This is a genomic window from Ruegeria sp. YTSC199 (genome assembly GCF_059609725.1).
The window spans coordinates 22,829-45,167 of the sequence record NZ_JBXWMF010000015.1 but is presented as its reverse complement, the minus strand read 5'-3'; the positions used below and the strand labels follow the sequence as shown (position 1 = coordinate 45,167).

22 protein-coding genes are annotated in these 22,339 nt (G+C 60.0%); 11 read left to right on the top strand and 11 right to left on the bottom strand.

The features are described 5' to 3' along the window. Positions 1-3: 3 nt before the first annotated feature. A complete protein-coding gene (locus tag AC2FEE_RS15140) occupies positions 4-219 on the bottom strand; it encodes a hypothetical protein (RefSeq protein ID WP_496866160.1) in 216 nt (71 codons plus the stop codon). 65 nt (positions 220-284) lie between these two features. After that, on the bottom strand, positions 285-647 hold the full coding sequence (locus AC2FEE_RS15135) for a SnoaL-like domain-containing protein (protein WP_496866159.1): 363 nt from the start codon (positions 645-647) through the stop codon (positions 285-287). Between the two features lie 109 nt (positions 648-756). Here AC2FEE_RS15135 and AC2FEE_RS15130 point away from each other — a divergent pair, with 109 nt between their 5' ends. The 3 genes from AC2FEE_RS15130 to AC2FEE_RS15120 all read left to right on the top strand — a co-directional run bounded on the left by AC2FEE_RS15130 (position 757) and on the right by AC2FEE_RS15120 (position 4,861). Then, on the top strand, positions 757-2,361 hold the full coding sequence (locus AC2FEE_RS15130; RefSeq protein ID WP_496866158.1) for a peptide chain release factor 3: 1,605 nt from the start codon (positions 757-759) through the stop codon (positions 2,359-2,361). 18 nt (positions 2,362-2,379) lie between these two features. Continuing rightward, positions 2,380-3,318 (top strand): glycosyltransferase family 2 protein, encoded by a 939-nt coding sequence (locus AC2FEE_RS15125; protein ID WP_496866157.1) that lies wholly within the window; start codon positions 2,380-2,382, stop codon positions 3,316-3,318. A gap of 184 nt (positions 3,319-3,502) precedes the next feature. Next, positions 3,503-4,861 carry a DEAD/DEAH box helicase gene (locus AC2FEE_RS15120; RefSeq protein WP_496866156.1) on the top strand — a complete coding sequence of 453 codons (1,359 nt, stop codon included), beginning with the start codon at positions 3,503-3,505 and terminating at the stop codon, positions 4,859-4,861. Positions 4,862-4,958: 97 nt separating this feature from the next. On the opposite strand, the gene AC2FEE_RS15115 is transcribed toward AC2FEE_RS15120, so the two are convergent. From AC2FEE_RS15115 to AC2FEE_RS15105, 3 genes are read right to left on the bottom strand one after another with little or no spacing between them, the layout of a single operon-like run. After that, positions 4,959-5,861: an EamA family transporter gene (locus tag AC2FEE_RS15115; protein WP_496866155.1), complete on the bottom strand. Its 903-nt coding sequence runs from the start codon at positions 5,859-5,861 to the stop codon at positions 4,959-4,961. 21 nt (positions 5,862-5,882) lie between these two features. Continuing rightward, on the bottom strand, positions 5,883-6,755 hold the full coding sequence (locus AC2FEE_RS15110; protein WP_496866154.1) for a fatty acid desaturase: 873 nt from the start codon (positions 6,753-6,755) through the stop codon (positions 5,883-5,885). Then, entirely contained in the window at positions 6,748-6,951 is a 204-nt protein-coding gene (locus AC2FEE_RS15105) for a DUF2061 domain-containing protein (RefSeq protein WP_496866153.1), read from the bottom strand. The genes AC2FEE_RS15110 and AC2FEE_RS15105 overlap by 8 nt, the downstream gene beginning before the upstream one ends. Positions 6,952-7,058: 107 nt before the next feature. Here AC2FEE_RS15105 and AC2FEE_RS15100 point away from each other — a divergent pair, with 107 nt between their 5' ends. Further along, entirely contained in the window at positions 7,059-7,934 is an 876-nt protein-coding gene (locus AC2FEE_RS15100; RefSeq protein WP_496866152.1) for a helix-turn-helix domain-containing protein, read from the top strand. An 83-nt stretch (positions 7,935-8,017) separates the two neighbouring features. Beyond that, positions 8,018-8,200: a hypothetical protein gene (locus tag AC2FEE_RS15095; RefSeq protein ID WP_480589400.1), complete on the top strand. Its 183-nt coding sequence runs from the start codon at positions 8,018-8,020 to the stop codon at positions 8,198-8,200. Positions 8,201-8,206: 6 nt separating this feature from the next. On the opposite strand, the gene AC2FEE_RS15090 is transcribed toward AC2FEE_RS15095, so the two are convergent. From AC2FEE_RS15090 to bcoG, 3 genes are all read right to left on the bottom strand, one after another. After that, on the bottom strand, positions 8,207-8,968 hold the full coding sequence (locus AC2FEE_RS15090) for an SDR family oxidoreductase (RefSeq protein WP_496866151.1): 762 nt from the start codon (positions 8,966-8,968) through the stop codon (positions 8,207-8,209). Beyond that, on the bottom strand, positions 8,965-10,428 hold the full coding sequence (locus tag AC2FEE_RS15085; RefSeq protein ID WP_496866150.1) for a carnitine 3-dehydrogenase: 1,464 nt from the start codon (positions 10,426-10,428) through the stop codon (positions 8,965-8,967). The genes AC2FEE_RS15090 and AC2FEE_RS15085 overlap by 4 nt, the downstream gene beginning before the upstream one ends. A gap of 117 nt (positions 10,429-10,545) precedes the next feature. Continuing rightward, positions 10,546-11,463, bottom strand: coding sequence for a 3-dehydrocarnitine:acetyl-CoA trimethylamine transferase BcoG (bcoG, locus tag AC2FEE_RS15080; RefSeq protein ID WP_496866149.1), 918 nt, complete (start codon positions 11,461-11,463; stop codon positions 10,546-10,548). Between the two features lie 131 nt (positions 11,464-11,594). Here bcoG and AC2FEE_RS15075 point away from each other — a divergent pair, with 131 nt between their 5' ends. Next, positions 11,595-12,581, top strand: coding sequence for a GlxA family transcriptional regulator (locus tag AC2FEE_RS15075; RefSeq protein ID WP_496866148.1), 987 nt, complete (start codon positions 11,595-11,597; stop codon positions 12,579-12,581). A 67-nt stretch (positions 12,582-12,648) separates the two neighbouring features. On the opposite strand, the gene AC2FEE_RS15070 is transcribed toward AC2FEE_RS15075, so the two are convergent. Genes AC2FEE_RS15070 through AC2FEE_RS15060 form a run of 3 tightly spaced genes read right to left on the bottom strand, consistent with a single transcriptional unit; the run spans position 12,649 to position 15,662 of the window. After that, the gene (locus AC2FEE_RS15070) at positions 12,649-13,695 is read right to left on the bottom strand and encodes an aldo/keto reductase (RefSeq protein ID WP_496866147.1); all 1,047 of its coding nucleotides are present in this window, start codon (positions 13,693-13,695) and stop codon (positions 12,649-12,651) included. 37 nt (positions 13,696-13,732) lie between these two features. Further along, positions 13,733-14,191, bottom strand: coding sequence for a DNA polymerase III subunit chi (locus AC2FEE_RS15065; RefSeq protein WP_496866146.1), 459 nt, complete (start codon positions 14,189-14,191; stop codon positions 13,733-13,735). A gap of 4 nt (positions 14,192-14,195) precedes the next feature. Then, the gene (locus AC2FEE_RS15060) at positions 14,196-15,662 is read right to left on the bottom strand and encodes a leucyl aminopeptidase (RefSeq protein ID WP_496866145.1); all 1,467 of its coding nucleotides are present in this window, start codon (positions 15,660-15,662) and stop codon (positions 14,196-14,198) included. A 240-nt stretch (positions 15,663-15,902) separates the two neighbouring features. Here AC2FEE_RS15060 and lptG point away from each other — a divergent pair, with 240 nt between their 5' ends. The 5 genes from lptG (at position 15,903) to rsmA (ending at position 22,287) form a co-directional block, all read left to right on the top strand. Next, a complete protein-coding gene (gene lptG / locus AC2FEE_RS15055) occupies positions 15,903-17,003 on the top strand; it encodes an LPS export ABC transporter permease LptG (RefSeq protein ID WP_496866144.1) in 1,101 nt (366 codons plus the stop codon). After that, complete coding sequence (locus AC2FEE_RS15050) at positions 17,003-19,165, top strand: LPS-assembly protein LptD (protein ID WP_496866143.1); 2,163 nt, start codon at positions 17,003-17,005, stop codon at positions 19,163-19,165. The genes lptG and AC2FEE_RS15050 overlap by 1 nt, the downstream gene beginning before the upstream one ends. Continuing rightward, the gene (locus AC2FEE_RS15045) at positions 19,156-20,409 is read left to right on the top strand and encodes a peptidylprolyl isomerase (RefSeq protein ID WP_496866142.1); all 1,254 of its coding nucleotides are present in this window, start codon (positions 19,156-19,158) and stop codon (positions 20,407-20,409) included. The genes AC2FEE_RS15050 and AC2FEE_RS15045 overlap by 10 nt, the downstream gene beginning before the upstream one ends. Continuing rightward, on the top strand, positions 20,406-21,371 hold the full coding sequence (gene pdxA / locus AC2FEE_RS15040) for a 4-hydroxythreonine-4-phosphate dehydrogenase PdxA (RefSeq protein ID WP_496866141.1): 966 nt from the start codon (positions 20,406-20,408) through the stop codon (positions 21,369-21,371). The genes AC2FEE_RS15045 and pdxA overlap by 4 nt, the downstream gene beginning before the upstream one ends. 73 nt (positions 21,372-21,444) lie before the next feature. Then, a complete protein-coding gene (rsmA, locus tag AC2FEE_RS15035; protein WP_496866140.1) occupies positions 21,445-22,287 on the top strand; it encodes a 16S rRNA (adenine(1518)-N(6)/adenine(1519)-N(6))-dimethyltransferase RsmA in 843 nt (280 codons plus the stop codon). Positions 22,288-22,339 lie beyond the last annotated feature (52 nt).

Genomic DNA, 22,339 nt, shown 5'->3' with positions numbered 1-22,339 from the left:
GTCTCACGTCTTTGCATGGTCTGGCGCATGCGCCAGAATATCTATTTCGATTTGCTTAGACAGTTCCAGAATGTCAGGATCCTGAGTGTACCCCATAAGCGGGATCAGGCGTACACCGCCCGAAGAAGTTTTACTCGCATTCTCTTCATCCGCGTTCTGCACTGTCACTGGCGCACCAAAAAAAGAAAAAAGCGTAATAACAAATATGTACGGCTTCAATCTGATCCTCCCCATCTGTTGTTACCAGCATCGGCCAGACGGAGAAGACCAGATTGCAACGTCGATCAGTAAAAGAACTCTTCGCGTACGATCTTGCCATTGGCGACGTGATAGACACCAACCTCTTTCATATCGAAACTCTCACCAGTTTCCTGAACCTTGCCCTGAACCTCGAAGATCACGGCAAAGCGGTCTTCGCCATGCAGGTACGGGTCGCTGACCGTCGCTCCTGCGACTTCGTGGGCGCCTTCCCACCATTCGTGCTTGCCACGGATACCGTCGACACCGTGGGTTTCGCGCCCCATGCCGTCCATGTCCTGGGCTTCTACCGAAACGGCATCCGCTGCGTAGAGTTTCGGCAAGTTCTCTTTGGCGCGGTCCTCGCGACAACCGGCGACCAATTCGTCTGCGATTTCTTTCAAATTCATTGATACTCTCCATTATTTGTTCACTATATGTTCTAATTGCCACAGCCTTACGATTCGAACCAGCCCCTTTGTCTTGCCTCGGCAGGATTCCCCGCCTATACGCGCGGTCATGCTTGATACCTCGAACCAACCCACCCTGCCGCCCGAGATCGCCCGGCGCCGGACATTCGCCATCATCTCGCACCCGGATGCGGGCAAGACGACGTTGACGGAAAAGTTCCTGTTGTACGGGGGCGCGATCCAGATGGCCGGTCAGGTGCGCGCCAAAGGTGAGGCGCGGCGAACGCGGTCGGACTTCATGCAAATGGAGAAAGATCGGGGCATCTCAGTTTCCGCCTCGGCGATGTCGTTCGATTACGGCAACTTCCGGTTCAATCTGGTGGACACCCCTGGCCACAGCGATTTCTCGGAAGATACCTATCGCACCCTGACCGCGGTGGATGCGGCGGTGATGGTAATCGACGGCGCCAAGGGCGTGGAAAGCCAGACGCAGAAACTGTTCGAGGTCTGCCGCCTGCGTGATCTGCCGATCCTGACCTTCTGTAACAAGATGGACCGCGAAAGCCGCGATACGTTCGAGATCATCGACGAAATCCAGGAGATGCTGGCCATCGACGTCACCCCCGCCGCGTGGCCGATTGGCGTGGGCCGCGATTTCATCGGCTGCTATGACATGCTGCGCGACCGCCTGGAACTGATGGACCGCGCCGACCGCAACAAAGTGGCTGAGAGCATTCAGATTAACGGGCTGGACGATCCCAAACTGGCGGAACATGTGCCCGAGCATCTGCTAGATAAACTATTGGAAGAGGTCGAGATGGCGCGCGAGTTATTGCCCAAGCTCGACCCGCAGGCGGTGCTTGAGGGGCATATGACCCCGATCTGGTTCGGCTCGGCCATCAACTCGTTCGGTGTGAAGGAGCTGATGGAGGGTATCGGCGCTTATGGCCCGCAGCCGCAGGTTCAATCAGCTGAGCCCCGCCAGATTGCACCGGAAGAGAAAAAGGTCGCCGGATTTGTCTTCAAGGTGCAGGCCAACATGGACCCCAAGCACCGCGACCGGGTGGCCTTTGTCCGCATGGCCTCGGGCCATTTCAAGCGCGGCATGAAGCTGACCCATGTGCGTTCGAAAAAACCTATGGCGATTTCGAACCCGGTGCTGTTTCTGGCGTCCGACCGCGAATTGGCCGAAGAGGCCTGGGCCGGTGATATAATCGGTATCCCCAACCACGGCCAATTGCGCATCGGTGATACGCTGACTGAGGGCGAGGCGCTGCGTGTAACCGGCATCCCTTCGTTTGCGCCAGAATTGCTGCAAACCGTGCGTCCCGGCGATCCGATGAAGGCCAAGCATCTGGAAAAGGCGCTGATGCAGTTTGCCGAAGAAGGTGCTGCAAAAGTGTTCAAACCTTCGATTGGTTCCGGCTTTATCGTCGGTGTCGTCGGCGCGCTGCAATTCGAAGTGCTCGCCAGCCGGATCGAGATGGAGTACGGCCTGCCCGTGCGGTTCGAGGCGTCTCAGTTCACCTCGGCCCGCTGGGTCAGCGGCGAAAAGGCCGAGGTCGAGAAATTCGTCAACGCCAACAAGCAGCACATTGCCCACGACCACGACGGTGACATCGTTTACCTGACCCGCCTGCAGTGGGACATCGACCGGGTCGTGCGCGACTATCCGGCGCTGAACCTGACGGCGACCAAAGAGATGATGACGTGATCTGCCCGCAAGCCGCATATGGCGGATAACCCGACCTGGGGTATCGTTTCGACGGTCCGGGGCTCGGCCCCGGACATTCTGCGCTTCGTGGCCTATCACCTCGATCTCGAGGTCGACCGGATGTATATCTATCTGGACGAACCCAATCCCAAGGCGTTCAACGCGCTGAACCGCCATCCGAAGGTCGAAGTCCGCAATTGCGACGACGGGTTTTGGGCCAACCGACAACGCGATCGTCCAGACAAGCACCAGATACGCCAGACCGCCAACGCAACCTTTACCTATCGCAAGGCCGTTGAGGACTGGCTTGTTCACATCGATCTGGACGAGTTCCTGTGGCCGGACCGTCCAATTGCCCGATTGCTGGCCGAAGTTTCAGACGACATCCCCGTTGTCCGCGTGCGCCCCGACGAGGCCGTGGCCGGTGGAGAAGACCTGTACAAAGCCTACATCCCGTCCGGTCCGGAGCGCGTGGATATCGTGCAGGCGCTGTATCCAAATTATGGAGCTTTCGTGAAGGGAGGCTTTCTGAGCCATCTGCAAGGCAAAGTGTTCGCGCGCACAGGACTGCCACGGATCAACTTTCGCATCCACAGCCTGTTTCAGAATGGCGAGAGGATGCCTTGCAGGACAGAACTGCCCGGTATGGGCCTGTGTCACCGTCATGCCCCCGATTGGGACCATTGGCTGGCCCACTACCGGTTCAGGCTGGAACGCGGCTCGTATCAACCCGGTATGTCGCCCAACGTTTCGCGCGAGCGTGGCGGCATGAACATGAACGAATTGCTCACTTGGATCGAGGCAGAAGAAGGCCAGGACGGACTGCGTGCGTTTTTCAATGAAATGAGTTGCGCGGCCCCCGAAGGGCGGGCCCGGCTGGAAGCCCACGGCATGATCCTTCACCGGCCGCTGGATCTGGAAGAAAAACTCGGGAAACACTTTCCCGGAAGTGCCTGAATTGTTGCGAAAAATCCGCAACACCAGAACGCCGAAAACCCTAAAGGTGTCTTCATTTGACCCTGACCAACGATTTTGTTATGTCCCCCTCAAGTCGAATTTGCGCAATGACGCGTATGGCCATCCGGGCCCGGCAAACCTCTGACGCGCGGGCCAGGTAAGTGTCCGCAAAAACCGGACATACATGACAAAGTTTAACGAACTGAACCTGAACCCGAAGGTCCTCAAAGCCATTGAGGAAGCCGGATACGAAACCCCCACCCCAATCCAGGCTGGTGCAATTCCGCCTGCGCTTGAGGGCAAGGATGTTCTGGGAATCGCCCAGACCGGCACAGGCAAAACCGCCAGCTTTACCCTGCCGATGATCACCTTGCTGGCCCGTGGCCGCGCCCGTGCGCGGATGCCGCGTTCGCTGGTGCTGTGCCCGACGCGGGAACTGGCCGCGCAGGTGGCCGAGAATTTCGACACATACGCAAAAAATGTGAAACTGACCAAAGCGCTGTTGATCGGCGGTGTCAGCTTCAAGGAACAGGACGCTCTGATCGACCGTGGGGTCGACGTACTGATCGCCACTCCGGGCCGACTGCTGGACCATTTCGAGCGCGGCAAGCTGCTGTTGACCGGCGTTCAGATCATGGTGGTGGATGAGGCCGACCGGATGTTGGATATGGGCTTCATCCCAGACATCGAACGCATCTTCTCGCTGACACCGTTCACGCGCCAGACCCTGTTCTTCTCGGCTACCATGGCGTCCGAGATTGAACGGATCACCGACACTTTCCTCTCGGCCCCTGCCCGGATCGAGGTTGCCCGTCAGGCAACCGCATCCGAGACAATCAAGCAGGGTGTGGTCATGTTCAAGGGCGGCCGCCGCGACCGCGAAGCAAGTGCCAAGCGCAAGGTTCTGCGCGCGCTGATTGATGCCGAGGGCGAAAAGTGCACCAACGCGATCATCTTCTGCAACCGCAAGACGGACGTGGATATCTGCGCCAAATCGCTAAAGAAACACGGCTATAACGCCGCCGCCATCCATGGTGATCTGGAACAGTCGCAGCGGATGAAAACGCTGGACGGGTTCCGGGATGGCTCTCTGCGCCTGCTGGTTGCTTCGGATGTGGCCGCGCGTGGGTTGGACATTCCGTCAGTTAGCCACGTGTTCAACTTCGACGTGCCCGGCCATGCCGAAGATTACGTCCACCGCATCGGCCGTACTGGCCGGGCCGGGCGTGAGGGCAAGGCAATCACGATCTGCTCGGGCCGAGACGAAAAGGCCCTGGATGCAATCGAAAAGCTGATCCAGAAAGATATCCCGCGGCTTGACAACCCTGTCCACGACGAGCCGAAGGATGAAAAGCCGAAGCCTCAGAGACGATCCAGATCTTCGGACGAAAAAAAGAGCGACAGCAAAATGGCCGACCGCAAGAAGGACAAAGAGCCCAAAGGTCGTGGTCGCCGCGATGATAAAGGTCCCGCTGTCGTGGGCATGGGCGATCACCTGCCCAGCTTTATTGCGCTGAGCTTTGATGAACGCCGCGCTGGCTAGTCGGGATTGATCGCATTGCACCGGTTTTCACTGCCTCTCGCCTAACGGCTTGAATGCAGAAAACCGGTGGTTCTGCGATCCTGAAATCAAACACGACCTAAATTGCCAGCACCAGCGCCAGTATCGACACGCCAAGCAACGTCATCCCGGCGATCTCTCGCCGGGTGATGGTTTCACGGAAAAACAGCAGCGAAGCGAACAGGCTGAGCAGCAGCTCTACCTGCCCCAGCGCCTTGACATAGGCCGCGTTCTGCAGCGTGAAAGCAAAGAACCAGCAGAACGAGCCGCACAGGCTGGTCAGGCCGACAAAAACGCTAGTTCGGCGGGTCTGCCACACCGCAAGAAGTTCAGCGCGGTCGCGCCACAACAACCAGATCCCCATGCTGAGGAACTGGAACGTCACCACGACAGCCAGCGTGACCAGCGCGCGGAACCAAGCGTCGATATCGCCAAGCTCCAGCGAAGCCCCGCGATAACTGACCGAGGAAAACGCGAACAGCACCCCCGACCCCAGCCCCAGCCGCGAGGCGCGGTTGGTCAGGTGTTTCCACCACACCCCATCGCCCCCGGGTGATTTCGACAGCAGCAACACCGCCATCAGGCCCAGGAGAATCGCCACCAGCGCCCCAGCCGATACCCGATCGCCCAGCACCAGAAATCCGACAATGGCGGTCTGGATCACCTCGGTCTTTTTGAAGGTAATCCCAACGGCAAAGTTGCGTTGCTTGAACAGGGCCACCACGCAGATGGTTGCCAGAATCTGCGCCGTTCCACCGATCACAGCATACAGCCAGAACTTCCCAGTCAGAGGTGGCAGGCTGAACCCGGTCGCCTGCAGCGCCACAACCAGACCCAGCAGGGCCAGCGGCAAGGAATAGGCGAACCGGGCAAAGGTTGCACCAGCCGCAGTCAGCTTTACGGTGCTGAGCGACTTTTGCAGCATGAATCGCACGGTCTGGAACGAGGCGGCCGCGATTGTAACGGGAATCCATAAACTCATGGCTTCCCTTGTGTCGTTAAATCAACCCTTTGGCCATAGAGGATGCGCCACCGGGTCTTTCGCTCGCAGGAGGTATGACCGGAAAATCTGTGCGTATGAACGGTAGACATACGTCTCATTCCGGGCTTGATATTGCTCTTTGTCAGCGCGGTAAAGCGCGGGCAACCGATACCAAGGCGCTCCGGGTTTCATATGATGAACAACGTGCAGATTGTTGTTCAGAAACAGAAAAGCCAGTGGTCCACGATCTTCGATGATCACCGTACGGGCACCAGAGTTCTCATGCGCGCGGTGTTCCAGAAAGGTACGGATTTTCACCAACCCCAATCCGAAATAGGCGGATAACACATAGGCCCAGATCGGTATTGGGGACTGCGCGACAATCCAAAGGACCGCCGCGACTCCGGGCAGATGCAGTGCCCAAGCCTGCAGTACCTCACGACCACCACGCAACTCATTGCGTATGAATGCGACCTGCCCGATGGCCGGACCCAACACGATCCGTCCCAGCAGAGTATTGTTCACACTCAGTAACCGCCTTTGCCAACCGGGCAAGGTGCTCCAGACCTGCGGGTCCAGATAGTTGGATTCGGGGTCGTCATAGGGATCGGTCAGCGTGTCATCCCGGTGATGCGCCAGATGCAGGTCGCGGAACCTCTGATACGGGATGAACAGGGTCAACGGCAGCGCCATCAGCATCTCGTTCAGCCACCTTGTACGAAACGGGTGCCCATGCAGCGCCTCATGCGTAAGTGAAGAATGCAGCGCTGCCACCACTGCCATCATCGGAATCGCCAGCCACAGCGGCAGCAGAAACACCACGGCCAGCCACGCGCTGTAACACGCCACGATCAGGGCCAATGTGCCCCACTCGGGGGTTGATGCCCTAAACATTGCGGCCCCACGAAATACCCGCCCAGATACGTTCGTAAATCACGTACATGGTCAGACCGATGGCCGTATTCACAATCGCCAGCGTACCGCCAATCGCCGCCGACCCGGTGGCCAACAAACCCACCAGCGTCATCACAACCAGGCCCATTACATTCCACAGCACCGCTTTCACGACTGATCTTCGTCGTGTTTCCATTCCGTCACCCATATTATTGTTATGTATTTAAAATTACGGGTTGCGGCGCCCGTTGAAAATTCTGAATATGATTAACAAAACTCATCATCTGTGATATTTTCCACCAAATGCAGGATAAAATCGACAAACGAGACCGCGCAGCGCAGTTCCGCCTGCGACTCGCCCGGGCCATGGAAGAGCGTCACGTCAGTCAGAGTGCGTTAGCGCGACATATCGGTGTGGATCGCTCGACCGTATCGCAGCTTTTGACTGATGAGGGCGCGCGCCTGCCGAATGCGCATGTGGTGGGCAGCTGCGCCTCGGCCCTTGGTGTGTCTGCTGACTGGCTGCTGAGCCTGTCGAACCGGCCGGAAAGTGCGGCGGAATTGCTGGCCAGCTCCCTGACCATGACCGAGGCCCCCCGCGCGCTGGTCGATGAGCGTATTTTCGAATGGCACCAGGAGGCCGCGGGCTATAAAATCCGTTACGTTCCAGCGACTTTGCCCGATATGTTAAAGACACGCGCCTTGCTGGAATGGGAATACGCGCCACATCTGGGTCGAACTGCGGATCAGGCCATCGGCGCCTCAGAGGACCGGCTGACATGGATGCGCAGCGCCCAGTCGGATTATGAAATCGCCATGCCGCTTTATGAAATCGACAGTTTCACCCATGCCTCGGGCTATTACGACGGTCTCTGCCCCCAAATACGGCTGGAACAGATTGACCACCTGCTGGAGATTTGCGAACAGCTCTACCCCCGCCTGCGCATCTATCTTTTTGATGCAAAGAGACTTTATTCGGCTCCGGTGACCATTTTTGGCCCTCTCCTGTGCGTGTTCTACGCAGGCAGCCACTATATGGCCTTCCGCGACCGCGACCGGGTCGAGATGTTCACACGCCATTTCGACCACCTGGTACGCGAGGCCGACCTGACCGCGCGCGACTTTCCTGACCATCTCAGACAGCTTCGCGCGGCAATTTCCGGCCCACCCCAGAGTTGAGGATGCACCAGCGGCGTTCTTGTGCTATCGTCCTTCGGCGCGAACCTTCGGGTATTCCGATCACAGACGGGAGGACGATAGGAATGGACGCACTACAAACCGCTCAATATGCACGAGCGCTCTATACCGCTCATGGTGATCAGGCCGAGGCGGAAGCTGCCAAGAAAATGCGCGAGTGCGAAGCCGCCGGGAATATGCAGCAAGCGCAGGACTGGCAGGCGGTCCGTCAGACCATCCGCCAGTTTCGCGGGCCAAATCAGGGCTAGTTCGGTTTAGATTTTTGGGTCGGGGTTCACCGTATGACCATCTACGGCTATCACCTGACCCGACACCAACCGCGCCGCATCCGAGGAGAGGAACACGGCCATATTGGCGATATCCTGCCCTTCGACGAACCGCCCCATTGAGGTGCCAGCAGCGTAGCCGTCATAAACCTGATCGCGGGTCATGCCCTTGGCAGTCGCTTCGCGGGCAAGCACGCCCTCCATCCGGGGGCCTTCAACCGCACCGGGACAGATGACGTTGCACCGCACACCGTGTGGGCCAAGCTCCATCGCCAGCGTCTTGCCCAGCCCGATGACGCCCCATTTCGCCGCCGCATAGGGCGCGCGGTTGGGGTATCCGTATTGCCCGGCGGTGGATGACGTGATCACTACCGCTCCGCCGCGTTGCCGTTTGAGGATCGGTGCCGCGTATTTCGAGCACAGGAATGCCCCCTCAAGGTTGACCCCAAGGCAGAACCGCCAATCGTCCAGCGCCACGTCCTCGACCAAAGCGGTTGGCCCAGCAACGCCTGCATTTGCACAAAGCGTATCCAACCCGCCCCACGCGGCCTCGATTTCTGCGAACAGCGCAGACACGGCAGTTTCGTCCGCCACGTCTACGTCAGAGTGCTGCCAATGCGCAGGACAACCGTCCAGCGCGACCTTGTCCACATCCGCCACCCATACCTGCGCGCCAGCTGCATCAAAGGCTTCGGCCATGGCCCGGCCGACGCCGGAAGCACCGGCCGTGATCAGAACGCGCCCGCTCATGCCGGTTTCCGGATCGCGGCACCGGCGCCTTCCGGATACGGCAAGCCAGCCTGTGCTTCGGCGATGCGGGACATTGCGGCCTCGATTTCGGCCGACGGAGCGCTGGGGCGACGGGATTCAAGACTAACATGCAGCAGGAAGCTTTCTCCTGTAGCGATCAGCTTGTCGCCCTCATACATGCCGTGAAAGACATGCAGTTTCTTGCCCTGCCCCAGCAGCATTTGCGTGCGGATTTCGATCTTGGCGCCAGCGTGAACCTCATCGATATATCGAATGTGGTTTTCAGCGGTGAAATAGCTGCCACCAGAGGCGATATAGTCCGCGTCACAACCGATGATCTCCATGAACCGGTCGGTCGCGTCAGCGAAGGCCTCGAGGTAGCGTGCCTCGTTCATGTGACCGTTATAGTCGGTCCAATCCAACGGCACCGCGCGCGAAACGGTCAGGATCGGCTGGCTCAGATCGGCCTGGTCCATCGTCGGCAGCGCGCCGGGTTTCAGCGCTGCGTCATGCTGGTTCAGCACCGCACCCGCACCCCAGTTCTGTGCCTTCAGCGCCCGCATCATACCAACGAGGTTGTTGTCGCGGATACGTTCCAATTCGCGGATCGAATGCATCCCCGATTGCGCATCCGACTGATCGGCAATCATATCGACCAGTTCATCCGTGAACTCGGGCACATCCATCAGCTTGGTCCAAGGCCATTGCAACGCAGGCCCGAACTGCGCCATGAAATGCCGCATACCGGCCTCGCCACCCGCCACACGGTAGGTTTCGAACAGACCCATCTGCGCCCAGCGGATACCAAAACCCATCCGGATCGCCTCGTCGATCTCTTCTGTGGTGGCGATACCATCCTTGACCAACCAAAGCGCCTCGCGCCAGACGGCCTCAAGAAAGCGGTCGGCAATATGCGCGTCGATTTCCTTTTTGACGTGCAGCGGAAAGAAACCGACCGATTTCAGAACCTCCTGCGCGCGTTCAACCATCTCAGGCGCGTTCTTGTCTGTTGGCACCAGCTCGATCAGCGGCAACAGATAGACGGGGTTGAACGGATGCGTCACCACGATCTGCTCCGGGCGCAGAGCACCATCCTGCAATTCGGACGGCTTGAACCCGCTGGTCGAAGACCCGATGATCGTTTCTGGATCACACGCCTCTTGCAGACCCTTGTAGACCTTGAGTTTCAGGTCCAGCCGCTCTGGCACGCTTTCCTGAATCCACGCGGCACCCTGCACCGCCTCGGCCATGTCATCATGGAAGGTCAGCACACCTTCGGGCGGCAAAGGCACATCGCTCAGCCCCGGCAGCGACCGCCGCGCATTGTCCAGAACCTCACCAATCTTGCGCTCGGCCTCGGGGTCCGGGTCGAACACCCGGACGTTCCAGCCGTTCAGTAGAAATCTAGCGGCCCATCCGCCACCAATCACGCCACCACCGATGATAGCTGCTGTTCTCATCAACATTCCTCCAGCCTGAAAGCCTCTCAAAGCGCACTCAGGCATCACGTCTTTATTTCTTTTCGAATACTCTAGGGGTTTGGGGGTTGGCCCCCAATTCGCCCTTGACAAGTGCCCCTAAGCAGCCATCGGCGCCCGCTTCACCAGCCCCAGCTTCTCACGTACTTCCTGCGCCCCGATTACTCGCGCGCCCATATTCGACACCACTGTGTTGGCACGTTCGACAAGCTGCCAGTTCTCGGCCAGTTCACCCTTGCCAAGCCACAGGTTATCCTCGAGACCCACGCGCACGTTGCCGCCTGCCAGAACCGCGGCCGCCGCATAGGCCATCTGGTTACGACCCAATGAAAACGCACTAAAGGTCCAATCGTCCGGCACATTGTTCACCATGGCCATGAAGGTGTTCAGATCGTCCGGCGCACCCCACGGCACCCCCATGCACAGCTGGACCAGAGCATTGGGTTCCAGAATGCCCTCTTTCACCAATTGTTTGGCAAACCACAGATGACCGGTGTCAAACGCCTCAATCTCGGGTTTAACGCCCATATCAGTCATCATCTGCCCCATCGCGCGCAACGCGCCGGGGGTGTTGGTCATGACATAATCGGCCTCGGCAAAGTTCATGGTGCCGCAGTCCAAGGTGCAAATCTCGGGCAGGCACTCGGCGATATGGGCCACACGTTCCGAGGCCCCGATCATATCAGTCCCCGCCTCGTTCACCGGAAACGGGTTTTCGACGCCACCGAACACGATATCGCCGCCCATCCCGGCGGTCAGGTTCAGTACCACGTCCACATCGGCATCGCGAATGCGGTCCGTCACCTCACGATACAAGTCCAAACGGCGGCTGGGTACGCCGGTCTCGGGGTCCCGCACATGGCAATGCACCACGGCTGCCCCCGCCTTGGCCGCGGCAATGGCACTATCGGCAATTTGCTGCGGCGAGCGCGGCACGTGCGGGCTGCGATCCTGTGTTCCACCAGAGCCGGTAACGGCGCAGGTGATGAAGACTTCGCGGTTCATTTCCAGAGGCATGGCGTTTTCCCCAAGTTATACCCGGTTTTGCCTTGGGTTTTCCCCAGGCTTCTCCCCGGATTCCGATTTGCGTTACCCTCAACTCTGACGCAGCCTTGTGGAAACACTTGCCAGAATGCGAATCGAACTTGATGAAATCCGCAAAAAACATACTCCAACCCGAACATCGCGCCCTGAAAACGGCGGTGCTGGTGCTGGACGAATGCAATACACTCAGCTTCGCCTCGGCGGTTGATCCGATGCGCGCGGCCAACCGGTTGGCTGACCGTCCGGCATTCGATTGGAACTATGTGACCGCAACAGCAGAGCCAGCGATGCTGACAAGCGCGCTGAACGTGCCAGGCATCCCCTTGGCAAGGTTGCAAAGTTGCGATCTGATGATCGTGGTGGCCGGATTCCAACTGGCGCGTCACGCCACACCCAGCCTGCTGGCCGGCCTGCGCCGCATCGCGGGGACCGGCGCCACGATGGCCGGCATTGACGGGGGGCCTTGGCTGCTCGCCGAGGCCGGACTGCTCGACGGCCACACCGCCACGACCCATTGGGAGGACCTCGACAATTTTGCGGCCCGTTTCCCCCATGTGGACGTGCGCCCTGACCGGTTCACCGTGTCCGGTGACCGCCTTACGTCAGGTGGTGCGATCCCGGCGGTCGAAATGATGCTGCACATCATCGCCGCCCGCCACGGTGCAGGTTTTGCCGCACGTGTGTCCGGCCTGTTTCTTTATGACGGCATGCCGGACCCCGCAAAACCGCAAAGCCGAACCGGAGCCCCTCATCGCCACACCGCGCTGACTTCCAAGGCGAATTCGCTGATGGAATCGTCCCTCGACGAACCGCTTCCGCTGGCTGATATTGCCGAAACCCTAGGCACCAGCCCCCGCACCCTGCAACAGCAATTCCGCCTGCGCCTGAATACCACGCCGCAGGATCACTACCTGCAATTGCGCCTGGCCGAGGCCCGCCGTCTGGTCACCGACACCGACTTGCCGCTGATGGACGTGGCGCTTGCCACGGGGTTCGCCTCTCAGTCCAGCTTCGCCCGCGCCTTCCGCACCGCCCACGGCCTGTCGGCCCGCGACCTGAGGCAAGAGCGCACGCAGCCCACCCATCACTGACGGAATCCGCTTATACAGGCCAGAAATATACCCCCGGATCGCGTACAGCGAGGCGGGGGCAATCCCCTTAATACGGCATTGGGTACGCGCGGTGCGCCTGGCTAATCTCGGCCGCAACCTCATCCGACAACCGTTGGTCTTTTCCGGCCAGAATATGCTCTAACTGAGCCACGGTGGTCGCTCCAAAAATGGCGGACATCATGAACGGACGCGTCCGACACCAGGCCAGCGCCATGTGAACCGGGTCCAGCCCATGCCGATCGGCGATCTCAAGATAGGCTGCAACTGCGTCAAAGACCCGATTTGATTTCCGCCCACTCATTTCAGTGTTAAGCGACATACGCGAGCCTTCGGGAACCGATCCACCCTGGTATTTGCCGGTCAGGAAGCCCGCTCCCAGCGGCGAAAAGGCCATAAGCCCTACATCCTCGTGCACGCTGAGTTCCGCCATATCCGTATCGAAATGGCGGCAAAGCAGCGAGTATTCGTTCTGCACTGAAGCCACCCGCGGCGTGCCCATCTGCTCGGCAATCCGCAACCATTGCGCGGTGCCCCAGGCGCTTTCGTTCGACAGGCCAAAGGCGCGAATATTGCCCTTGTCGACCTGCGCCTGCAGCGCCGCAAGGCAATCCTGCATGTTGTCCAGAACTTCGTTAGTGTTGTGTCCCGATGGCGAATAGTTCCAGTTCTGCCGGAACATATAACTGCCCTGGTTCGGCCAGTGAAACTGGTAGAGGTCAATGCAATCTGTCTGCAAGCGCCGCAGCGAGCCTTCAATCGCCTCGGGAATGGTTTCACCCGAGATCCACGCACCATCGCGGGCATGAGCGAACCCAGCGCCCGAATGCTTGGTCGCCAGAACATAGTCGCCCCGCCGCGACGGGTTGGCGGCGTTCCAATTGCCCAAGATCTCTTCGGTCCGACCCACGGTCTCTTTCGAGATCGGGTTAACCGGGTACATCTCTGCAGTATCGACGAAATTGATTCCGGCTTCCAGCGCCACGTCCATTTGCGTGTGGGCATCGGCCTCAGAGGTCTGCGTGCCAAAGGTCATCGTGCCAAGACACAGGTCGGTCACCATAATGCCGGTGCGGCCCAACGGCTTCATTTCCATCTGTCGCTCTCCTGAGATTTGTTTTGAAGCCCGCGGCTTATGCTTCGGCCTTTTTCTCCCACCGGCCCGATTCCTCGGACCAGTATTGCGCCGCGCAGCCCGCGCCGGTCAGGGCTTTCCATTGCCCCCGCGCGTGCTGAACAGCTTCGCCATCATTGCCGTCGAACAGAATACAGACCCGTTCCAACGCCGCCACTTCATCCGGTTCCACCGGTGCCCCGTCCACGGCCATGACACAGGCCGGTTCGTTGGCGGCCACGGGTCCGGTTGTCAGCAAAATGGGCTGCGCCGCGTCATGCGCGCCACCTTCGCGGCCATGTGGCAGGAACCCTTCGTCAGGTCCCAGCCACAGCTTTTCATCCAGCCAGTCCATCCGCGCGGGATCGGTGCCCCGCACGGCGATCTTCCACCCGGCCTGTCGCGCCTTATCCAACAGAACCGGCAAGGTGTGTTCCAGCGGCTGGCGGGTCAGGTGGTAGAAATAGACGGCGCCCATAGGATTACTCGAAATTGTCCTGCACAAGACGGCTGAGTGCGCGAACGCCCCAACCGGTGGCCCCTTTGGGCGCGTATGAGGTCTCGGACGACACCGACGCCACACCCGCGATATCGAGGTGAATCCACGGCGTGTCCTCTTTGACGAACCGTTGCAGGAACTGCGCTGCGGTTATCGAGCCCGCCGGGCGACCGCCGACATTCTTCATATCGGCAATGCGCGATTTCAGTTTCTTGTCATAGGCCTCGCCCAGCGGCATCCGCCATGCGCCCTCATCCTCGGCCTTGGCTGATTTAAGGAAGGCATCACAGAACGTGTCGTTGTTCGAGAAGACGCCGGCATTCTCATGCCCCAGCCCGATGATGACCGCACCGGTCAACGTTGCCAGATCGATCATGCCGACCGGCTGGAACCGCTCCTGCGTGTACCACATCACGTCGCACAGAACCAAACGGCCCTCGGCATCGGTGTTGATGATTTCGACCGTGTCGCCTTTCATCGATTTGACCACATCGCCGGGGCGCGTGGCATTGCCCGAGGGCATGTTCTCGACCAGACCGACCAGACCGACCACGTTGGCCTTCGCCTTGCGTTTGGCCAGTGCGCGCATGGTTCCTGCAACGACACCTGCGCCGCCCATATCCATGGTCATGTCTTCCATGCCACCTGCAGGCTTCAGCGAGATACCACCGGTGTCGAACACCACACCCTTGCCGACCAAGGCCAGCGGCGCGTCGTCCTTATCGCCACCGTTCCACTGCATCACCACAACCTTCGAGGGGCTGACCGAGCCCTGCCCAACGCTCAGCAGCGTGCGCATCCCCAGTTCTTCCAGCTTGTCCTCTTCCAGAACCTCGACCTCAAGGCCCAGGTCTTTCATCTCGACCAGACGGTCGGCGAATTCGGTCGTGGTCAGAACGTTGGCCGGTTCGTTGGTCAGATCGCGGGTCATGCGCACACCATCGGCCACCGCGTATTGCGGGGTAAAGGCGGCTTCGACCTCATCGGCTTTCTGGTGGCTTACGGTGACAGTTCCGACCTCGTCCGACTCCTTGGTCTTGTGCGCGTCGAAGTCATAGCTGCGTAGGGCGATGCCCATGGCGATGTCCTCGGTGCGCACCTGATTGCCCGCCATCACCCACAGGGCTTTGCCACCCGCCAGCTTGGCCAGCGCGGCACCGGCCTTACGTGCCTCGGCCGTGTCGGGACGGCGCGGCAGAATCAGGATGTCCAGCGCCTCGGCCACCATTCCGCCGGGCCACGCCAACGAGATCACATCACCCGATTTGACCTTGTCGAAGCGGGCACTTTCAATCAGCCGAGCAACCGCCCCGCGGGTCAGACGGTTGGCGCGACGTACCGCAGGGCTCATCTTGCCCTCGGGTGATACGATCACAACCACACGCCCTTCCGCCTGTGCCATTATGTCCACGTCAAAGGGCTGAAACCGGATCGGTACAAGACTGCTCATTGCAAACTCCTCAAAATCTGTTCCCCAAGACCTAGCCCGCGCCGGTCGGCTTGACCAGATAGCAGTTTTCCCCGCGCGCCAATTGCATTACAGTCCCCGAAAAATTCCGGCAGGATCGGGGGAGAACGAGTTGGCGAGACAGGGCAGGCATAAGCCGGTGCGCATCCGCGCAGGCGAAGGTGATTCCGGCCCGATGATCACCCGTTTCCCCAAGAATGCCCGCTGGGCGGAGGCACATTCGTGATCCTCGACCGTTATTTCGCCCGCCGGTTCATTCAAAGCTTTCTGGTCATCGGCGGCATTTTCCTGACCTTGCTGATTCTGATCGACCTGGTTGAACAGGCCCGTCGGTTCGACTCGGAAAACCTGTCCTTCGGCACGCTGTTGCATCTGACCTTGCTGAATACACCAGCGGCGATCAGCGAAATGCTTCCGCTGCTTGTTATCCTGTCCACCATCGCGCTGTTTGTCGGGATGGCGCGAAGTTCCGAACTGGTTGTGACCCGCGCCATCGGGCGGTCTGGCATCCGGGCACTGCTGGCGCCCGTGACACTGGCGCTGGTAATCGGTGCCCTTGCAGTCGCTTTGCTGAACCCGATAACCGCCGCCACGTCCGAGGAGTTTCAGCGCCTCTCCGACACCTATAAGAACAAGGGCGATTCCGCCCTGTCCATCACCAGCGAAGGGCTGTGGTTGCGGCAGGGATCAGCAGAAGGGCAATCAGTAATTCACGCCCGCGGCACCACGAATGCCGACACGCTGGAGCTGACCTGGGTAACAATCATCTCGTTTTCACCGGATGGCAAACCGACGCAGCAGATCGTTGCCAATCAGGCGCGGCTTTCAAACGGGTCGTGGATTCTGTCCAACGCGAAAATCTGGGCTCTGGCCGATGACGTGAACCCCGAATCCAAAGCCGAGGTGCACGCGCAGATCGAAATCCCGACCACCCTGACACGGCAACGCATCCTGGACACGCTGGGCCAGCAGGATTCGGTCTCGGTCTACGACCTGCCCCAACTGATCCGCGACCTCCGGGAGGCTGGTTTTTCCACCAAACAATATGAGGTCTGGCTGCAGGTACAGCTTGCGCGGCCCTTATTTCTGATGGCGATGGTGATGATCGGCGCGGCCTTCACCATGCGCCATGTGCGCTTTGGCGGTACTGGCATAGCGGTTCTGTCCGCCGTTCTACTGGGCTTTGCCATCTACTTCGTTCGCAACTTTGCCCAAATACTTGGGGAAAACGGTCAATTGCCAATCGTCGTCGCGGCCTGGGCCCCGCCCTTTGCAGCCATTCTTCTGTCCCTCGGCCTTCTGCTTCATGCGGAGGACGGCTGATGCGGATCATATCCCACCTTCTGCTGTCAGGCGCCGTAGCGCTGGCACTGCCAACCGGTGTCGTGGGACAAACCCAACCTACTCCCGGTCCGGCGCAGGATGTCCAACAGGAAGACCAGCCCGCCCTGCTGGTAGCGGACGAGATTTTCATCACGCCCGAACGCGTTTTGGTGGCCGAAGGCAATGTCGAGGCCTTTCAGGGCGATGTCAAAATCACTGCCGACCGCATCACCTATGACCGCGAGACCGGCGCACTGACACTGGAGGGGCCGATCCGGATCGATGAGGCCGGAGCGACGACGATCCTGGCGGATTCGGCGGAACTGGATGACAGTATTCAGAACGGTCTGCTGATCGGTGCCCGTATGGTGTTTGACCAGCAGGTTCAAATCGCCTCGGTTCAGGCCACCCGCGCAGCGGGCAGATATACGCAGTTCAGCAAGGTCTCTGCCACCTCGTGCCACGTCTGCGCCAATGGCAAACCACCGATCTGGCAGATTCGCGCCCGAAAGGTCACACATGATCAACTGGAGCGTCAGCTCTATTTCGAAGGGGCGCAGCTGCGGGTGCTGGACGTGCCTGTGTTCTATTTCCCCTATTTGCGGCTGCCGGACCCGACCCTGGAACGCGCCACCGGATTTCTGGTGCCGTCGATCCGAACAACATCACAACTGGGAACCGGCGTGCAGGTGCCGTACTTCATCAAGCTGGGGGATCACAAGGACCTGACGCTAACCCCCTATGTCTCGTCCAAGACCAAAACGCTTGGGCTGCGCTTTCGGCAGGCGTTCAAGAACGGCCGCATCCAGCTTGAGGGCGCCTATACCCGCGACGACCTGCAACAAGGCGAGGATCGGGGATACCTGTTCGCCAATGGCTGGTTCAACCTGAACGACGGATACAGGTTCCTGTTCAACATCAGAACCACGTCCGACGACGCCTATCTGGCTGACTACGGCCTGCCTGATCTCGACCGGCTGCGCAGCGAGGTCGCCCTTGAGCGGATCAAGCGCGACACCGCGTTCCGCACCAGTTTTATCCACTATAAAACCCTGCGCGACAGCGAAGATCAGGATGAAATCCCGTCCCGGGTCTTCGACCTGTACTATCAGAAACGCATGTTCCCCACGACCCTGGGTGGCGAGGTCCGGCTGAGTTTCGTCACGCACGCGCATGAGCGTACCAGCGACGAAGACGTCCTCGGTCGCGATATCGCTCGCGCCACCTTTGATGCGGAATGGCTGCGCAACTGGACCTACGCGTCAGGTCTGCGGGCCGAGGCGCGTGTGGGTACGTCGGTTGATACGTTCAACATACGCCACGACAGTAATTTCCCGGATCAGGTGACCCGGGCCACCCCCCGTGCGGCGCTGACGCTGCGCTATCCGATGCGAAAACGGGAAACGTCCGGAGCGACCCAGATTCTTGAACCGATTGCCCAGGTCGGCTGGACCCATGTGACCGACGACGATGTCCCCGACGACGAAAGCACCTTTCAGGAATTCGATCAGGGTAATCTGTTGTCGTTGTCCCGGTTTCCGGCACCGGACCAGCGCGAAGACGGCCTGACCGGCGTCATTGGCGTCAACTGGTCGCGCTATTCCGCAGGCAACTGGCGGGCTTTGGCCACGATCGGCCAGGTGTTTCGCGCCGATGCCGACCCAAATTTCAACCTGACCTCCGGTTTGCAGGGCACGAGCTCGGATCTGCTGTTGGCCGGTCAGATTCAGACCGCAAATGGCTGGTCTCTGGCCGGGCGCGGCCTTTTGAACGGGGATTTCAGCTTTGCCAAGGCCGAACTCCGCGCCGCATGGCAGCAGCCGACAATGGGCGTCATCGGCAGTTATGTCTGGCAAGAGCCAGATCCGGCGGAAAACGTGGATGACGAGATTTCCGAGGTCTGGTTGACCGGACGTTACCGTGTGGATCAGAACTGGAACACTACCGCCCTGGCACGCTATGACCTAAGCGAGTCCGAACCGATCCGCTATGGGTTGGGGGTCACGTATCAGAATGAATGTGTTCAGGTTAACATGAACGTCAGCAGGCGCTATACCTCGTCATCAAGTATTGAGCCTTCGACAGAATTCGGCTTTACCGTAGCCCTGACGGGTTATTCCGTTAACAGTGGCGGCCAACAGTACAAGAGAAGATGCAGTTGATTTCAGGTTTCACCAGTTTCCTTCGCTCCGGTTGGCTAAAACCGGTCACCCCTGTGCTGGTCGGGGCAATGCTGGCTTTGACGTCGCCTCAGGCCGATGCGCAAAGCCTGTTTTCGCCGGCGATCAAGGTCAATCAGGATATCATCACGTGGTACGAGCTGGACCAGCGGCAACAGTTCCTGACCGCTCTGGGTGCACCCGGCGCGTCCGAGGACGCAGTGCGCAATACTTTGATAGACGAACGGCTGCGCAAACAGGTCATGCGCGACGCCGGAGTTCAGGCCGCGCCCGAAGACATTCAAGTCGGAATCGACGAATTTGCCGCACGAGGACAGTTGTCGACCGATCAGTTCCTGCAATTGCTGGCCGATCAGGGCGTCGATCGTGAAACAGTTCGTGATTTCGTCGCCGACCAAATTACCTGGCGCGACTATGTCAGCGCGCGTTTCCTGTCGCAGGCGCGCCCAACCGATGACGAGATCAACCGCGCGCTGGGGCAAACCGACAGCGGCGGCCTGCAGGTCCTGTTGTCAGAAATCATCATCCCGGTGAACCAGCAGACCGTGGCCCAAGCCGAGCTTCTGGCCGATGAGATTTCCCAGTTGGAAGGCTTTGATGCTTTTTCAGCTGCAGCGACTCAGTATTCGGCCGCTGCCACGCGCGACAATGGCGGACGGTTGGACTGGCTGAACCTCTCGAGCCTGCCACCGGCGCTGCAACCGGTGATCATCGGGCTGAAAAACGGCGACATCACCCAACCGCTGACCCTGCCCAACGCCATCGCTCTGTTCCAGATGCGCGGCCTGCGCGAGGTTGCGACAGGCACCACCCGCTATTCCGAAATCGACTATGCGATCTACAACATGCCCGGTGGCCGCAGCGCCGACACATTGGCCAAGGCGGCCCGGCTGAGGGAAGAGATCGACAATTGCGATGACCTCTACGGCATAGCCAAGGATCAGCCCGCCGAAGTGCTGCAGCGTATTCAGGCCAGCCCTGGCGAGATTCCCCGCGACGTGGCGCTGGAGCTTGCCAAGCTGGATCTGAACGAAGTCTCCACAACGCTGACCCGAAACAACGGCCAGACCTTGATGTTCCTGATGCTCTGCACCCGCACCCGTGATCTGGGCGAAGAGACGACGCGCACAGACGTGGCAAACGCGCTTACCCAACAACGGCTGGAGGCCTTTGCGAGCAGCCTGTTGGCGCAGCTGCGCGCCGAAGCAACCATCGTCGAACAATGACAACCCCGATCGCGCTCAGCTGCGGAGACCCGGCCGGTATAGGGCCGGAAATCGCAGCCAAGGCGTGGTCGGAACTGCGCGACACCTGCCCGTTTTTCTATATCGGTGACGCCACCCATTTGCCGCCCGACACACCAGTTGCGCGCATCTCGCACCCTTCCGAAGTCGCGAATACCTGCGCCAACGCCCTGCCGGTTCTGCATCTGGATTTTCCGGCCCCCAACACACCGGGTCAGCCGGACCCGGCCAACGCGCCCTACGTCATCGACGCCATTGAACAAGGTGTCTCGCTGGTACAATCCGGCGCGGCCTCGGCGCTGTGCACTGCGCCCATCCACAAAAAGGCCCTGATCGACGGGGCCGGGTTTGGCTATCCCGGCCATACAGAGTTTCTGGCCGCCCTCGCGGATCGCAAACGGGTAGTGATGATGTTGGCTAGCGACCAATTGCGCGTGGTGCCCGCAACCATCCACATCCCCCTTTCGCAGGTGCCGGTGGCCCTAACACCCGACCTGCTGCGCGAAACCATCTCCATCACTGCCGAAGGCCTGCGCCGCGAGTTCGGTATCTCACATCCCCGCATCGCCATTGCGGGACTGAACCCTCATGCTGGTGAAGGCGGCAAGATGGGGCGGGAAGAGCTGGACTGGATCACCCCGCTGATCGAAGATCTGACCACCGACGACTGTACGGTCACTGGTCCGCACCCGGCGGACACGATGTTCCACGCCGCCGCTCGCGCGACTTATGACGCGGCGATTGCGATGTATCACGATCAGGCGCTGATCCCGATCAAGACGCTGGATTTTGATCGCGGCGTGAACGTGACGCTGGGCCTGCCCTTCATTCGCACGTCACCCGACCACGGCACCGCGCTGGATATCGCGGGAAAAGGCGTCGCCACCCCCACCAGCCTGATCGAGGCCCTGAAACTGGCGCAACGCATGGCACAAAGCGCTTGACCCGTCTCTTGGCTGAAAATACCTCAGCCAAAGGCAAAATCATCGGCGCACCCCGCGCCACGGTAACCGGATCATGAGCGCAATAGACAACCTCCCCCCTCTGCGCGAGGTCATCGCGGCACACCAGCTCTCGGCCCGCAAATCGCTGGGCCAGAACTTCCTGCTGGACCTGAACCTGACGGCCAAGATCGCGCGTCAGGCCGGAAACCTGACGAGTTGCGACGTGCTGGAAATCGGCCCCGGTCCCGGAGGTTTGACCCGCGGGCTGCTATCCGAAGGCGCACGCAAGGTCGTGGCGGTCGAAAAAGACACCCGTTGCATCTCCGCCCTGAACGACATCGCCGCCGCCTATCCCGGTCGGCTTGAGGTGATCAATGGCGACGCTTTGGAAATCGACCCGTTGGCGCACCTGACGCCGCCGATCCGAATTGCGGCCAACCTGCCCTACAACGTGGGCACCGAGTTGCTGGTCCGCTGGCTGACCCCGCCCGAATGGCCGCCCTTCTGGCAGAGCCTCACCCTGATGTTCCAGCGCGAGGTCGCCGAGCGTATCGTCGCCCAGCCCGGCAGCAAGGCCTATGGCCGCCTCGCCATCCTCGCTCAATGGCGGGCCGAGGCGCGTATCGCCATGTCCCTGCCCCCCGGTGCCTTCACGCCGCCGCCCAAGGTGTCCAGCGCAGTGGTCCATCTGACCGCCTTACCCGAGCCCCGCTATCCCGCGGACGCCGCGACGCTGTCGCGCGTTGTGGCTGCCGCCTTCAACCAGCGCCGTAAAATGTTGCGCGCCTCACTGAAAGGTGTTGCGCCAGATATCGAAGATCGCCTGCTGGCGGCAGGCATCCAGCCCACCGAACGGGCCGAGCAAGTGCCGCTTGAGGCATTCTGCGCGCTGACCCGCGAAGTGAAAAAAGGCTGAATGCAAAAGAAAAAGCCCCGGAAATCCCGGGGCTTTTGCAATTTCTGTACCA

Bases quoted from the DNA above. Each gene is read 5' to 3' on its own strand.
- AC2FEE_RS15105 (WP_496866153.1), bottom strand. From the start codon at position 6,951: ATGGAAACACGACGAAGATCAGTCGTGAAAGCGGTGCTGTGGAATGTA.
- AC2FEE_RS15110 (WP_496866154.1), bottom strand. From the start codon at position 6,755: ATGTTTAGGGCATCAACCCCCGAGTGGGGCACATTGGCCCTGATCGTG.
- AC2FEE_RS15075 (WP_496866148.1), top strand. From the start codon at position 11,595: ATGAAATCCGCAAAAAACATACTCCAACCCGAACATCGCGCCCTGAAA.
- AC2FEE_RS15090 (WP_496866151.1), bottom strand. From the start codon at position 8,968: ATGAGCGGGCGCGTTCTGATCACGGCCGGTGCTTCCGGCGTCGGCCGG.
- AC2FEE_RS15120 (WP_496866156.1), top strand. From the start codon at position 3,503: ATGACAAAGTTTAACGAACTGAACCTGAACCCGAAGGTCCTCAAAGCC.
- AC2FEE_RS15130 (WP_496866158.1), top strand. From the start codon at position 757: ATGCTTGATACCTCGAACCAACCCACCCTGCCGCCCGAGATCGCCCGG.
- pdxA (WP_496866141.1), top strand. From the start codon at position 20,406: ATGACAACCCCGATCGCGCTCAGCTGCGGAGACCCGGCCGGTATAGGG.
- bcoG (WP_496866149.1), bottom strand. From the start codon at position 11,463: ATGCCTCTGGAAATGAACCGCGAAGTCTTCATCACCTGCGCCGTTACC.
- AC2FEE_RS15060 (WP_496866145.1), bottom strand. From the start codon at position 15,662: ATGAGCAGTCTTGTACCGATCCGGTTTCAGCCCTTTGACGTGGACATA.
- AC2FEE_RS15135 (WP_496866159.1), bottom strand. From the start codon at position 647: ATGAATTTGAAAGAAATCGCAGACGAATTGGTCGCCGGTTGTCGCGAG.
- AC2FEE_RS15125 (WP_496866157.1), top strand. From the start codon at position 2,380: ATGGCGGATAACCCGACCTGGGGTATCGTTTCGACGGTCCGGGGCTCG.
- AC2FEE_RS15085 (WP_496866150.1), bottom strand. From the start codon at position 10,428: ATGAGAACAGCAGCTATCATCGGTGGTGGCGTGATTGGTGGCGGATGG.
- AC2FEE_RS15115 (WP_496866155.1), bottom strand. From the start codon at position 5,861: ATGAGTTTATGGATTCCCGTTACAATCGCGGCCGCCTCGTTCCAGACC.
- AC2FEE_RS15065 (WP_496866146.1), bottom strand. From the start codon at position 14,191: ATGGGCGCCGTCTATTTCTACCACCTGACCCGCCAGCCGCTGGAACAC.
- AC2FEE_RS15095 (WP_480589400.1), top strand. From the start codon at position 8,018: ATGGACGCACTACAAACCGCTCAATATGCACGAGCGCTCTATACCGCT.
- rsmA (WP_496866140.1), top strand. From the start codon at position 21,445: ATGAGCGCAATAGACAACCTCCCCCCTCTGCGCGAGGTCATCGCGGCA.
- AC2FEE_RS15100 (WP_496866152.1), top strand. From the start codon at position 7,059: ATGCAGGATAAAATCGACAAACGAGACCGCGCAGCGCAGTTCCGCCTG.
- AC2FEE_RS15050 (WP_496866143.1), top strand. From the start codon at position 17,003: ATGCGGATCATATCCCACCTTCTGCTGTCAGGCGCCGTAGCGCTGGCA.
- AC2FEE_RS15045 (WP_496866142.1), top strand. From the start codon at position 19,156: ATGCAGTTGATTTCAGGTTTCACCAGTTTCCTTCGCTCCGGTTGGCTA.
- AC2FEE_RS15070 (WP_496866147.1), bottom strand. From the start codon at position 13,695: ATGGAAATGAAGCCGTTGGGCCGCACCGGCATTATGGTGACCGACCTG.